This window comes from Paractinoplanes rishiriensis (assembly GCF_016862375.1).
GTDB lineage: Bacteria > Actinomycetota > Actinomycetes > Mycobacteriales > Micromonosporaceae > Actinoplanes > Actinoplanes rishiriensis.
This window is the reverse complement of record NZ_BOMV01000035.1, coordinates 82,974-96,215: the sequence shown is the minus strand read 5'-3', so window position 1 is coordinate 96,215 and position 13,242 is coordinate 82,974. Positions and strand designations below refer to the sequence as shown.

Annotated in this window: 13 protein-coding genes; 4 read left to right on the top strand and 9 right to left on the bottom strand. The window is 69.6% G+C overall.

The window, feature by feature from the left end; genetic code table 11:
- The first annotated feature begins 60 nt into the window (after positions 1–60).
- Positions 61–1,362, top strand: a complete 1,302-nt coding sequence (locus tag Ari01nite_RS16265; RefSeq protein WP_203782092.1) for a hypothetical protein — start codon at positions 61–63, stop codon at positions 1,360–1,362.
- A gap of 162 nt (positions 1,363–1,524) precedes the next feature.
- On the opposite strand, the gene Ari01nite_RS16260 is transcribed toward Ari01nite_RS16265, so the two are convergent.
- From Ari01nite_RS16260 to Ari01nite_RS16240, 5 genes are all read right to left on the bottom strand, one after another.
- On the bottom strand, positions 1,525–2,235 hold the full coding sequence (locus Ari01nite_RS16260; protein WP_203782091.1) for a DUF2637 domain-containing protein: 711 nt from the start codon (positions 2,233–2,235) through the stop codon (positions 1,525–1,527).
- Positions 2,232–2,618: a hypothetical protein gene (locus Ari01nite_RS16255; protein ID WP_203782090.1), complete on the bottom strand. Its 387-nt coding sequence runs from the start codon at positions 2,616–2,618 to the stop codon at positions 2,232–2,234. Before Ari01nite_RS16255 ends, Ari01nite_RS16260 begins: the two co-directional genes overlap by 4 nt.
- The gene (locus Ari01nite_RS16250; RefSeq protein WP_203782089.1) at positions 2,615–2,845 is read right to left on the bottom strand and encodes a hypothetical protein; all 231 of its coding nucleotides are present in this window, start codon (positions 2,843–2,845) and stop codon (positions 2,615–2,617) included. The genes Ari01nite_RS16255 and Ari01nite_RS16250 overlap by 4 nt, the downstream gene beginning before the upstream one ends.
- A 192-nt stretch (positions 2,846–3,037) precedes the next feature.
- Positions 3,038–4,795 (bottom strand): ABC transporter ATP-binding protein, encoded by a 1,758-nt coding sequence (locus tag Ari01nite_RS16245; protein WP_203782088.1) that lies wholly within the window; start codon positions 4,793–4,795, stop codon positions 3,038–3,040.
- A complete protein-coding gene (locus tag Ari01nite_RS16240) occupies positions 4,792–6,537 on the bottom strand; it encodes an ATP-binding cassette domain-containing protein (protein WP_203782087.1) in 1,746 nt (581 codons plus the stop codon). Before Ari01nite_RS16240 ends, Ari01nite_RS16245 begins: the two co-directional genes overlap by 4 nt.
- Before the next feature lie 645 nt (positions 6,538–7,182).
- Here Ari01nite_RS16240 and Ari01nite_RS16235 point away from each other — a divergent pair.
- Positions 7,183–7,752 carry a dihydrofolate reductase family protein gene (locus Ari01nite_RS16235; protein WP_203782086.1) on the top strand — a complete coding sequence of 190 codons (570 nt, stop codon included), beginning with the start codon at positions 7,183–7,185 and terminating at the stop codon, positions 7,750–7,752.
- Positions 7,753–7,789: 37 nt separating this feature from the next.
- Positions 7,790–8,284 (top strand): nucleoside deaminase, encoded by a 495-nt coding sequence (locus Ari01nite_RS16230; RefSeq protein ID WP_203782085.1) that lies wholly within the window; start codon positions 7,790–7,792, stop codon positions 8,282–8,284.
- Here the strand turns inward: Ari01nite_RS16230 and Ari01nite_RS16225 are convergent.
- From Ari01nite_RS16225 to Ari01nite_RS16210, 4 genes are all read right to left on the bottom strand, one after another.
- Positions 8,281–10,296 (bottom strand): sensor histidine kinase, encoded by a 2,016-nt coding sequence (locus Ari01nite_RS16225; protein ID WP_203782084.1) that lies wholly within the window; start codon positions 10,294–10,296, stop codon positions 8,281–8,283. The genes Ari01nite_RS16230 and Ari01nite_RS16225 overlap by 4 nt on opposite strands.
- A 31-nt stretch (positions 10,297–10,327) precedes the next feature.
- A complete protein-coding gene (locus Ari01nite_RS16220) occupies positions 10,328–10,789 on the bottom strand; it encodes a response regulator transcription factor (protein ID WP_203782083.1) in 462 nt (153 codons plus the stop codon).
- Between the two features lie 10 nt (positions 10,790–10,799).
- The gene (locus Ari01nite_RS16215; protein WP_203782082.1) at positions 10,800–11,189 is read right to left on the bottom strand and encodes a response regulator transcription factor; all 390 of its coding nucleotides are present in this window, start codon (positions 11,187–11,189) and stop codon (positions 10,800–10,802) included.
- An 88-nt stretch (positions 11,190–11,277) separates the two neighbouring features.
- Complete coding sequence (locus tag Ari01nite_RS16210) at positions 11,278–11,931, bottom strand: GntR family transcriptional regulator (protein ID WP_203782081.1); 654 nt, start codon at positions 11,929–11,931, stop codon at positions 11,278–11,280.
- A 62-nt stretch (positions 11,932–11,993) separates the two neighbouring features.
- Between Ari01nite_RS16210 and Ari01nite_RS16205 the strand changes: the two genes are divergently transcribed.
- On the top strand, positions 11,994–13,238 hold the full coding sequence (locus Ari01nite_RS16205; RefSeq protein ID WP_203782080.1) for an outer membrane protein assembly factor BamB family protein: 1,245 nt from the start codon (positions 11,994–11,996) through the stop codon (positions 13,236–13,238).
- Positions 13,239–13,242 lie beyond the last annotated feature (4 nt).

Below are 13,242 nucleotides of genomic sequence, written 5' to 3'. Positions count from 1 at the left end.
TGGAACCAACGGTGATCCGGCTGATGCGTTTCAGGCTCTTACTTGGGAACAGGAGAGACGATGACCAGCGACAACAGGTCAGTCGTGCCGGTGTGGACTCTGGCGACCGGAAACGGCCAGGTGCCTGCGCTAACCGGACATGGGCCGATGACGCCTGAGCGCTTGACCGAACTACGCAGTGTGCTGGCCGTTCTCGCCGACGAACCGATCGCGACACTTGAGGCGTATCCGCTACCCGCCGATGTCGATCGCAGCCGGGGTATCCCGCTCGACGCCGCGAGTCCGTTGGCGCAGCACCTCTCGCAGCTCATCAGTCAGTCAGCGCGAAACTCCACAGGAGCGGCACCCGCTGCCGGTGGGTGTCTGTACCGCATGGTGATTCCAGCGAAGGTCGCCGCTCAGGTAGGCCAGGGCATCGTTCGCCCCATGCCATCGAAGGCGGCAGCCGGCGGCATCTACGGCACACTCGTGGACTCGACGGGTATCGCCGCGAACGCGACGTTCGTGCCAGTCGGGAAGGCGGCAACAGCGGGCGCGGTCGGTGGAGCCGGGGCAACGGCCGGCGCAGCGGTCGCCGGCAGCGCGGCGCTCACCGTAGCCGCACCGCTCGTGCTCATGGCCGTAGCGGTAGGAGTGAGCGCACGTGCCGACTACAAGCGTCAGCAGGCGGTTGAACGCATCACGGAACTGCTGGAGCAACTGCACGACGACAGGCTCAACGACGAGCGCAGCGAACTCGACGGCTGCCGCGACGCCATCGACAAAGCCACCGCCATCCTGCTCGACCAGGGCAAGCTTGGTGTCTCACTCGGACTTGACTCGGCAGTGCATGCCATCGGCAAAGCGCTGGCCGCCACCGACCGCCGCCTCACCCGTTGGCAGAATGCACTCGACAAGTTGTCCGCCGACAAGGCCGCCGGGATCGACACCCTGACCAAGTCATTTCCCGGCGTCGATACGAACGGCGGAATCTTCCGCACCCACCTTGAACTCGCCACCTTGGCGATAGCGCTGAAGAGGCGGGTCATCATCCTGCAGGCCGTCGACCATGCGCAGGGTGACCCGGGCAACTTGTTCGAGAATTTCACCCGGGTACTCCGAGTAGATCAACAGCGCCTCGACAAACTGGAGTCGGACATCGCCCGTGTCCTTGGCCGACTGTCGGCGCTCGAACTGGCACGCCCGCACGGTCTACTGCCGGTCTTCACGACCGGTGAAGTCGATCGCCTGATGAGCGCGGCAAACCGGATCCGCAGGCTGGGAGACGAGTCCATCGTCAACGGCCGCCCCACAGACCTGGCTATTGAAATCGCCCGCAACGGCGACGGCTCAGTGGTGGTGTTCCCCGCGTTGGCCGCGTAGGCGTTTTGCGCTATCCCTACTCCTACGGCCACCCAGCAGGTTGCGCGCGGATCATGCCCCAGGCCAGTGGGCTCCGGAGGTATTCGGAGACGACTCTGGTAGCCGCTGACGGGCTGGCGCGACTGCACGGGTTGACGTCGTCGCACCAGCCGGCAGATCGGTTCAAGACGGGCCGTCGTCGGGTATGGGTCCTTGGGTTGCCCCGGCGTTCAGCAATCGGCGGACATGACGCTCGGTCACTCCGAGCTGGGTGGCGATGTCCGCCGTGCTCGCGTGTGGGTCGTCCGCGCGTATGCGCGACACCGCTTCCGACGTGCCGCCCTCCCGGCGACGCCGACGATCTGATGTCCACGCTGACGAGGGTGGTGTCCGGCGTTTCGGCGATGGCACGGCGGTTGATGATGAGGACTTCGTGCTGGCTGTCTCAGCGAGGATAGGGTGGCCATCGCCGGAGGCCGTTGGCGTCGGGACGGGGCCAAGGCCGGGGTCACCCTCGGGTTCTGCTGACGTTTGCCGGGCGCGGGACAGGATCTCCACCACGAGCAGCAGCGCGACGGCGGGCCACGCGGCCACGATCCGGGCGCCGAGGGTCGGCTGGGCTGCCGTGATGTTCGCGGCGACGCTGGCCGTCACCCCAGCGAGGAACGCGATCCGCGCGGACCAGCGCACCGGCCGCCCAGCACGCTGGTCGTCCACCATCACGGTGGAGGCGACGATGAGCATCCCGTCGACCGAGATCGGCAGGACGTAGGCCACCTCCGGCCGTTCACCGAAGCGCAACGCCACGTGGACCATGTGGCTCCACGACGACCACGCGGCGATCGACGCCACCGCCGCTGTACTCAGATTCCGTGCGATTCGAGTCGGATTCATAGTTTCACCTCCTTCGCGATGCGGTGGTGGATGGTCCGGACCTCGTCCGGGTCGAGCAGCGGATGTCCGCCGATGTCCGTGCCGGTCTGGACCTCAGCCCAGCGCTGCCACCGCCCGATGACCTCGGAGGGGTCCAGGCCGGTCGCGGCGGCGATGTCCGGAAGGTCCGCGCCGGCCCGCAGCGCGGCATGGATGATGGCCGGTTGCCATCGACGCCACCAGGCGACCACGGCGGCGGCCAATGCCAGCTCGGCTAGCAGGTCGGTGCTCGACGGCCGGGCCGGGCGGGCGATGGCATGTTCGTGCAGGTCGATGAGAAGCTGGTAGGGGCTGATTTTCTCGGCGGCGGTGTACGAGGTCGGAGGGGGCGTATGCCCGGTCATCGGCGTCCCTCCTTGACGGCGTACACGTTGAGGATCGCCACGGTGCGTAGGAAGACGGCGTACGCCTCGGTGTCCGAGACACTGAGGTTGGTGAGCGTGCCGTACAACTCGGCTACCAGCGTGGTGACGAGTTGCTCGCGGGCCGCCTTGCGCGGCGGCAGATGCGGCTCGGACCAGACGGCTGAGGCGAGCGTGACCGGGTTGTCACGGCGGCGGATGAAGCTCATCGGGCCTCACCCCGACCCCGTGACCTGGTCAAACGCCCCGGTAGTGGGTCACCGGTAACGGTGATGGGCGGTGTTCGCACTGACGCGTCCGGCCCACAACGCGTAGCGTTGTGCAAAATGTGGGGTCAGCCGGGGTGTCGGCTGGCCCTTCGTCGTTGGCGGGGATCCGGAAGATCGGGATCAGCCGGTCGTTCACTGATAGGCGGCAGCCTGCAACCCGTACAGATGGGCGTAGCGGCCGGCACGCTCGATGAGTTCGGCGTGGGTGCCCTGTTCGATGATGTGGCCGTGGTCGAGCACCACGATCAGGTCGGCCATCCGGATGGTGGCGAATCGGTGTGAGACCAGCAGGGTGATGCCGCCGGTTTCCTGCTGCCAGCGCCGGGCCGCTGCGGCGTACCGCTGGTAGACCTCGTACTCACTGGCCGCGTCCAGCGCGGCAGTCGGCTCGTCGAGTACCGCGAGCAGCGGCGTTGAGCGCATGAACGCTCGGGACAGGGCGATTTTCTGCCATTGGCCGCCGGACAGCTCGACGCCGTCACTGAAGGACTTACCCAGCTGGGTCTGGTCGCCTTGCGGCAGGCGGTCGAAGACCTGGGCGGCGCCGCCTCGCTCGGCCGCGTCCGCGATGTCGTGGATCCGGGGCAGGTCGCCCACGCCGACCGACTCGCCGGCCAGGAAGGGGAACCGGCTCAGGTCCTGGAAGGCGGCGGTTATCCGGTTCCGCCAGCCCGCCGGGTCGAGCTCGTCGAGTGACTCGCCGTCCACCGTGATGGTTCCGGTTGCCGGGCGGTAGAACCCGCACAACAGCTTGACCAACGTCGTCTTACCGCTGCCGTGGTCACCGACCAGCGCCACCGTCTGGCCGGCGGCGAGGTGCAGGTCGATGTCGTGCAGCACCGGTGGTCCGCCGTACGAGAAATTGACGCCGGACAGGGTTATGCCGTCCCGGAGGCGTACGGGCGACGGCTTTGTCCCGGTGGTGGCGGACTGGTAGAGGTCACGCAGCCATAGGTGCTGCCGGGCCATGCCGGCGCTGCGGACGACGTTGCTGACCGCGAAGATGAGCAGTTCGAGCTGGCCGCGGATCTGGCCGCCCAGGGTGGCCACCAGCAGCAGCGTGCCCGGGCTGACGTCGCCCGCGAGAGCCAGCCGGACGGTGAGGTGGAGCGCCCCGATGAAGGCCGCCACGAAGAGCAGCGAGCCGGTGAGCGTGAGGCCGCTGACCGCCAGCGTGCTCCGCCAGAGCGCGGCGTCTCGTTGGCCGCGCAGGTGACGCGCGATCCCCGCGATGTGGGCGCCGGACCTGCCGAGCCGCAGCTCCTTGGCCGAGGCACTCTCCGTGATCATCGCGAAGAGGTGCTGTTGGGCCCGGTTGTGCTCGGCCGTCTCCGCCCGAGTTGCCTCGATCTTGCCCGAGGCTACGCGGCTGAGCAGCATCGACGGCACGGCGAACAGCGGCAGCACGACGAGGACGGGGTGGATCCGCGCCAGCAGGACCGCGGTGATACCCAGCCAGAGCACGATCTGCACGGTCACCAGGCCGGACACTCCGAACGAGACGATTCGCTGGCCCAGCCCGCGGATCTGCTCGATCCGGTGCAGCGAAGCAGTTTCCTCGAGGTGGCTGGTGGTTGGCATAGTCGCGATCCACCGGATGATCTCTTTGTCCAGTTCGGGACCGACCTCACCGGCGAGGAGTCCGGCCTGCACCTGGACGACGCGGTTGCCGGCCAGCCCGAAGGCCCCCGCGGCGGCTGCGGCGAGCGCGCCACCCACCAGCAGCGGACGGGAGCCGGTGAGCACGCCGTCGACGACCCACTGCAGCCCGAGGGCGGTGAGCCCGGGTGCGATCGCCAGCAGCGGGGTCATCGCGATCAGCAGCCAGGTGCGGGCGGGCCGGTGGCGCAGGCAGGCGGAGAGCACCGTACGGATCTCGGCGAACCTCATCCGGCCTCCTGGAACTGCTGGGCCTGCAGGTGGAACATCCGGGCGTACTCGCCGTCGGCGGCGAGCAGCTCGGCGTGACTGCCGTCCTCGGTGATCCGGCCGCCGGAGAGGACGACGATCCGGTCGGCCTTGCGCACGGTCGAGAACCGGTGCGAGATCAGCACGACGGTGGCGTCGCCGCGCGCCTGACTGATCCGTTTGAACGCGTCCAACTCGGCCTCGATGTCCAGGTTGGCGGTCGGCTCGTCGAGGACCAGCAGCCGGGTGCCGGTCGCGGCCGCCAGCACGGCCCGGGCCAGCGCGATCTTCTGCCACTGACCGCCGGACAGGTCGCTGCCGCCGGCGTACTTGGGCGAGAGGACCGTCGCCCAGCCGTGCGGCAGCCGTTCGATCATCGCCGTCGCGCCGACCGCCGCGGCTGCGGCCTCCACCTGCTCCCGCGTCGCTTCCGGTGCCGCGACACGGATGTTCTCGTACGCGCTCAGCTCGTAGCGGTTGAAATCCTGGTAGACCGCGTATGCGGCGGGCTCGGTGACCACGGTTCCGCTTCCCGGCCGGTATTGGCCGGTCAGCAACTTGGCCAGGGTGGTCTTCCCGGCGCCGTTCACGCCGACGATTGCGACCACCTCGCCGTGGCCCAGCGTCAGGGTGACGCCGTCGAGAACACCCACCTCGCCGTACGCGAAACGCACCTCCGTCAGGGAGATCTCACCCGTGCCGGAGGGAGGCGGTGGCGTAGGTTCGAGGCTGGGCGCGGCCTCGCGGACCCTGGTGATCGACTCCACTGCGGGCGCGACCACCTCGTCCATGTCCTCGCCCTGGCTGGTCATCGAGATGACGAACATCGCGGACACGGCGCCGATCGTGGCCGCGATCCGGCCCACCGACATGGCGCCCGAGGTGGCCACGGCGACGTATACCAGCGACGCGGTCGCCGCCCAGCCGAGGAAGACCGCCAGCTCGCGTCGCAGCAGCGCCTCCCGCGCGGCGACGACCCGGGTGACGGCGTCGGCGATGTTGTCGTCGGCGTGCCGCTGCAACCAGCCGTTCAGCCCGAAGATCCGCACCTCCTTCGCGTCCCGGCTCCCCGCCATGATGGCCAGCCAGGCCTGCCCGCGCAGCGCGGCCGGCATCGTTTCCTTGATGACCCCGAAGAAGTGCCGCCACATGCCGGACCGGAACCGGCCCAGCAGCAGCGCCACCGCGGCCGTCGCCGGTCCCCACCACCACACCACCTGGCACAGCACGAGCATCGCCGTCACCAGCCCGACCATGGTCAGCGCGGACCGGAAACGCTCGACCGCGGCTCGGCCGAGCCCCTCGTCCATCCACGTCAACATGGGCGACCGCATGGTGGCCAGCGAGTCCTGCAGCGCCGCGTCCTCAACGCGGTCGAGGGTAGGCAGGGCCAGCACCCGAGAGGTCAGCTCGCGGCGGACCGCGGCGTCGATGCGCGAGCTGACCCGGTCGGTCAACGGACGGCTCAGCGCGCGCAACGCGTTGCCGGCAACCAACAGCGTGGCGAGTATCGCGAGGATCGGCCCGGTGCCGCCGCCGGCGGCCGTTACGGTGAGCCGGTCGTCAGCGGCGGCCTCGGCGAGGCGGCCGACCAGCGCGCCGGTCACCAGGGCGATCGCGGTGGGCTCCACCAGGAGGATCAACTCGAGAATGGTGACGGCAACCAGCCCGGGCCACCCCGCCAGGACAAGGAAGCCGAGTAACCGGCGGGACGGAGACGCCACGAACGTACGCTATCCACGCCGTCAATGCGATTTTCGGCGTGGGCTGTCGCACGTTGGGCAGGGCCACGGCATAGATCGATTAGTGGAGTCGCTGTACGGTCTCCCGGCCTTGGCCGACGAGGAGAAATAGGTATTCGTCCGCCCAATTGTCGGTGAAGATAAGTCGAATGTGCGCGGCGAGCGCGCGGCGAGAACCGGGCTTAGCCGGTCTGCCAGCGCGTGGCCGACACCGAATGCCTGCAGGGGTCGCTGGCCCCAAAGCATTCGCCCGCATCGTCGACCGCGGCTTGGTCATCGACGACCAGATCGTCAGCTGGTGGACCCGGCGCACATCAGACGGAGGAGGTTGCCCAGCGAGTTGATCGAGATGGCATGCCGGCGGGGTAGCGGCGGGTCGGCTTGGTGCGGAGCCCGGGCGCCGATCGGTTACGCCGAGCCGATGCCCCTGAAACCCCTACGGTGCTGTCTGCCCGCGGTCGGGGCTGGGTGGGCCGAGTCGACACGCCTTGTCTGCCGGAAGCGGAGCGCTGGCGTGCGACGATCCTCGGGAACTTTCTTTCGGGGTGGTGTCGGATCCGGCCCGAGCCGTTCGTAGAAGGGGCGAAGGGCGGATTTACCTGCCCATGTGCACCGGGAGGAAGAGGCGTGGCAAAGCTGATCTACGTGACCAATGTGTCGCTTGATGGATATATCGAGGACGAGGACGGAGTCTTCTCCTGGTTGCCGCGCGACGACGGGGTGTTTGCGTTCACCACGGATCTTCTGCGGTCTGCGGGTACTTTTCTGTACGGGCGGCGCCTGTACGAGATGATGGCTGTCTGGGAAACCGACGCTGCGCTCGCCGCGCAGTCCGGTCTTCTGGCCGACTTCGCGAGCGCCTGGCAAGCGGCGGACAAAATCGTCTACTCCACGACTCTCACCGCGGTTTCGACGGCCCGCACCAGCGTGGAGCGCCGCTTCGACCCTGCCGCCGTACGCCGGCTGAAGGCCACGGCCGACAGTGATATCACCATCGGAGGTGCCGACCTGGCGGCGCAAGCGATGCGGGCGGGACTGGTCGACGAGTGCCAGTTGTTCGTCTGGCCCTTGGCCGTCGGAGGCGGCAAGCCGGGGCTGCCAACTGGTGCGCGCACCGACTTCGATCTCCTCGACGAGCGCCGATTTCGCAACGGCGTCGTTCATCTCCGTTACCGAGTCAGTACCCGGAACGGTTGACTCCGCGACGGTGCTGGGCGGGGCGTTAGCCTGGGCTATGGCGCTGGTCAGCTCGACCGTGATCACTCCCGATGACGAGGCCCACCTGCAGCGTGCGGTGGCGCTTGCGTGGGAGGCCAGGGAGCTCGGTGACCACCCGTTCGGGTCGTTGTTGGTCACGCCGGGCGGGGTGGTGCTGGAGGCCCGGAACACCGTCGTCACCCAGGACGATCCGACCGGGCATGCGGAGACCAATCTGGTTCGGCTGGCCGGGCGGCTGGATCGGGGGGAGCTCGAGGGCAGCAGCCTCTACACCAGCACCGAGCCGTGTGCCATGTGTGCGGGCGCCATCTACTGGTCGGGGATCGGGCGGGTGGTGTTCGCGCTGTCGGAGGCCGAGTTGGCGGGGATGGTCACCGAGGAGGCCGGGGTGCCGCCGCTGCGGCTTTCGTCGCGGGAGGTGTTCGGGCGGGGCGGGCGGCAGATCGTGGTGGACGGGCCGGCCGCGCTCGCCGGTGCCAGCGTGGCCGTGCACCACGGGTTCTGGCGTTAGCCGGACCGCGGCAGCGGCAGGGTGAAGGTCATCCGGGAGCCGCCCTCGGCGCCCGCGGCAGCCGTGATGGTGCCGCCGTGGCGTTCCACGATGCGTTTGCAGATGGCCAGGCCCAGGCCGGTACCGGCGTAGCCGGCCTCGATGTGCGCCCGGTGGAAGTTCTGGAAGACGGCCTCGTGCTGGCCGGCCGGAATGCCGATGCCGTTGTCCGACACGGCTATCCGGACGTGGCCGTCGCCCGTCGGTTCGGCCGTCACCGCGACGTGCGGCACCACGTCCGGGGCCGTGTACTTGATGGCGTTGCCGATCAGGTTCTCCAGTAGCTGGCGGGTCAGGACCGGATCGGCGTTGACGGTGGGCAGGTCGGCTAGGTCGAAGCGGGGCATCGGGGCGCCGGTGCTCGCCGCCTGGTCGAGGCGGGCGGTGGCGATGTCGCGTACCACCTCGGCCAGATCCACCGCGGAGGGTGACAGGCCCGCGTCGCGGGCGGTGGTGTAGGCCAGCAGGCCGCTGATCAGGCTGCGCATGCGCGCCGCGGCGCGCTGGATGCGGGACACGCTGACGCCGGCGGGGCCGTCCAGCTCGTCGGCCAGGGTTTCCGACCAGCCCTCGATGGTGGTCAGCGGGTTCAGCAGGTCGTGGGCGACGACGCCGGCGAACGAGGCCAGCTCGTCGCGGTGCCGGCGGTCGGCGGTCACGTCCGTGTAGATGACCACGGTTTCCCGCTGGCCGGACGCGGGTGTGGGCAGTTCGGCGCCGCTCACCTGGAGGACCCGGCCGTCGGGACTCGCCGGATTGCGGATCAGCACGTCCATCGGCTGGTCGTAGGTGCCGGCGAAGATCCGGCGGTGGACCATGTCGTCGTCGGCCATCGGCGTGCCGTCCGGGCGGAACAGGCCGTAGAAGCCGGCGTCCTGGACCCGGCCGGACTCGCTGGAGACTCCGATCAGGCGGCCCGCGGCGGGATTGGTCAACCGGAACCGGCCGTCCTCGCCGACCACGGCGAGGCCCTCGGACATCGCGTCGATGATGCCGGCCATCGTCCGGGCCTGCTCGACCGCGGCGCGTTCCGACTCGCGCAGCCGGGTCACCAGCTGGTGGCGTTCGTCCCGGCCGAGCGCGAGCGCCAGCCCGACCACGGTCACGGTGAGCACGAACAGCTGGGCGACCAGGGCCCGCATCGGGTACGACGCGATCTGCGCGAACGGACCGGTGCCGTGCAGGGTGAACACCACGACCGCGGCACCGAACGCCAGGTCGTGCAGGATCACGAAGGTGGTGCGCAGCCGCAGCGCGGCCCAGATCGTCATGCTGATCAGGGTGAACCCCGTCGGGACCTGATCGGTGAGACCGAACACCAGGAAGTAGCCGACGGCGGAGGCGAGCACCACCGCCACGTACTCGAGCCGGCGGTTGCGGTCGAGGCCGGACCAGACGCTCGGGCCGGTGCGGCGCCGGCGCTCCTGGAACGACCAGCCGATCCGCCACACCGCGATGCCGATCAGGATGATGCTGACCCCGTTGCGGGCCAGCCAGACCAGGGCGGTCTCCGGCTCATAGCGGCCGGTGACCAGCCACAGGCCGGTCGGGCCGACAGCCGTGCCGGCCGCGGTGGCCATCGCGGCGGTCGCGACGAAACGCCACAGTTGGGACAGCCGGGCCAGGGTCTCCCCGGTGGGCAACCAGAGGTCGGGCAGCCATTTCCGGAACAGCTGGACGAAGACCACACCCTGCACCACGTTGGCGGTCAGGAACACCGCGGCCATCGCGGCCGTGGCGCCGGTGGCCATGTTCACCGCCACCGTGGCGGCGCTGAGCGCGAGCGCGTCCAGCACCCGCCAGCGGGACTGCCACTGCACCACGAACCAGACGGTCAGGACCCCGGCGGCCGGCCACACCATGCTGAGGTTGCCCTGGTCCAGCACGGTGAGCCGGCCCGCGTACGTGGCGGCCACGTACAGCAGGACGAAGCCGAGGGTCCGCAGCAGGGACCGGCTCAACGTGAGGGGCACGTCCTGACATTCGGCAGCGGGCCGGACCGGCTTACGAACCGCCCGACATCAGCAGCCAGTTGACCCGGCGCAGCATTTCGCGCTGGCTGAACGGCTTGGCCAGGTAGTCGTCGGCGCCGATGGCGAAGCCCAGATCCATGTCGTCGAGCCGGCCGCTGCCGCTGATCATGAGGACCGGGATCTGCGCGGTCTCCGGGCAGGCGTGCAGCTCGTAGCAGACGGCGAGGCCGTCCATCTGCGGCATGGTGACGTCCAGGATGATCGCGCGCGGGCGCTCGGCCACCGCGATGTTCAGGGCGGTCCGGCCGTTGTCGGCGCTCAGTGTCCGGTATCCGGCCACCTGCAACTTGTACGCGATCACGTCCCGGATGTCGTCATCGTCGTCGGCGATCAGGATCGTCGGCGACAGCGGAGCGTGCATCGGCGCCGAGACCAAGGCCTGCGCGAATTCGTCGGCGTGCAGGTCGGGCTCGGTGAGGGCGGGCGCGGTCATCGTGAGCCTCCTAGCGGACGTTCGGGTAGCGGTTGGTGATGAGCTCCTGGAGTTCGCTGACGAGCAGCCGGGCGGACAGCGGCTTCGGCAGGTACCGGTCGGCGCCCGCGTCCAGCCCGGCGTCCACGTCGTAGGCGTGCGCGTTCGTCGAGATCATCAGGATCGCGGTGTGCCGGTTGTCCGGGTTGCCGCGGGCCAGCCGGCACAGCTCCATGCCGTTCATGGCCGGCATCTGGACGTCGGTGATCAGCCCGACCGGCTTGGCGACGGTGAGGAGGCGGGCGGCGGTCTGCCCGTCCTTGGCCCCGATGGTCCGGTATCCGGACGCCTCAAGGGTGAAGGCGAGCATGTCGCGGATGTCCGCGTCATCCTCGGCGATGAGGATCAGGTTCTGATTCATCGGGGTGCTCCTCGTCCGGTGACCATGTCGAGCTGATCGACAGGACGAGGGCGCTCTGAATCACAAAAAAGTTGCACAACGGTAGCGACTACTGGTCGTCGAGAAGCTCCCGCTCGACCCGGGCCCGGAACTCGACGTAGGTCTGCCGGTATCGCGCCAGGGCGCCCCGGGTGTCACCCAGGTCGAGCAGCTTGAGGATGGCCTCGTGCCCGTCGATCCAGGTGCTCCACAGGTCGCTCTCGGCGGTCATCGCGAGTATCCGCATGGTGCGCGCCACCACGAGATCCACCATGGACTGCAGCTCGCGGTTGCCGCTGGCGAGGATCACGATGGTGCTGAAGTCGGCGCCGGCGGCCCCGGCCGCGAGCGTGTTGCCGGCCCGCAGCGCCTCGACGAACTCCCGCTGGCGCTGGCGCATCAGCTCGACCTGGTTGGCGGTGAGGTTGTCGACACCCCACTCGAAACCCGCGCAGGCCAGCACGCTCATCACGTCGATCAGCTCGAGCGCGTTCTTCTGGGTCACCCGGGTGACGTGCCGGGTCCGGTTCGGCGCGATGTCGATCAGGCCCTCGACGGAGAGCTGGGCGATGGCCTCGCGCACCGGAGTGATGCTCACGCCGAGGCGCGCGGCCAGCTCAGCATCCTTGATCAGAGTGCCGGGCGGCAGCTCTCCGGTGACGATTTCGTTGCGCAGTTGCCGGACCACCGCGGCAGTGCGGGTCGGCGGGACCGCATAAGACATACCGGCAGAGTACTCACGGTGACGAGGTGTCGGCGCGCGCACTCGCCGTGCATGCTGAACCCGTGGTCAACGGGGTTGTGCTGATCGATCTTGACCGACCGCCGCCGGCGCCGGTCGAGCGGCCGCCGCGGGCGCGACTGCGTCCCGCGTACCTGGTCATGGTTTTGGCTCTGCTTCTCGTGCTGGGCGGTGCCGCGGCTCCGATGCCCGGGCTGACGCCCGTGCTGTCGGTGGCCGAGCCGGTGACCGCGTTCCAGCTGGCTGCCGGGTCGGTCTTCCTGGCAACAAACACGGAGGTACGCCGGTACGACCTGCCCGGCGGACAGACGCGCTGGCGGCGCGAATACCACCGCAACGTGCAGGGGATGCGGTTCGACGGGAGCACCGGAACTCTGCTGATGATCTCGAGTCCCGGCCCGGTGCTGACCGCGGTGGACGCGGGTTCCGGCGCGGAGCTGTGGTCGAGCGACGCGCCGGGCACCGCGGTGGTGAGCGTGTCCCGGGGCGGGGTGCTCACCCACTCGTTCGGCGCCGGCGAGTCCCGGCTTCACCTGGCCGACGCCCGCACCGGACGGCGGATCTGGACCCACCCGGTCTCCTCGTTCGGCTTTCTCGGCCCGGATGAGCTGTACGGTGACGGCGGCTCACCGCGGATCGTCACGGTCGGTGCGACCGGCGCGGTGCAGGTGCTGAACTACGCGGACGGCGCGGTGCTGGCCCGCGGCGACGTCGGGCTGGGCGGCGAGGACCAGCCGGTGCCCAGTGACTCGGTCGCGGTGAGCGTGCTGCGGGAGCGGATCTACGTGACCCGCCGGGTGGGCGGTGGCTCGGTGCTGACCGCGTACGCGGTGAGCCCGCCGGCCCGGTTGTGGCGGGCCGAGGGCGGGCCGTTCGGCTCGGTCACCGACTGCGGCCCGGTGCTCTGCGTGGCGAGCACCGGCGGGCTGAGCGGCATCGACCCGGCGGACGGTTCGGTCCGCTGGCACCAGCCCTCCTGGTCGACCGCGTTCCGGTACGACGCGACCCGGCTGATCGGGTACGACTCCCTGGAGGAGACCCGGGCCGCGCTGCTGGACGCCGCGACCGGCCGGATCCTGCATCCGCTCGGGCGCAGCCAGCGGGCCGGCGACCTGATCCTGCGCAGCGAAGGCCGCCAGACCCTGGTGCTGGTCGGAGATCCGGCGAGTGGCGGGCTGCGCACGACCGGGGTCATGCACGATGCGGCCTGGTTCCGGTGCACCGCGCGCGGTGCCTACCTGGCCTGCCCGTCCCTCGGCGGGGACACCGGGGTCTGGCGGATTCGCTGAGGCG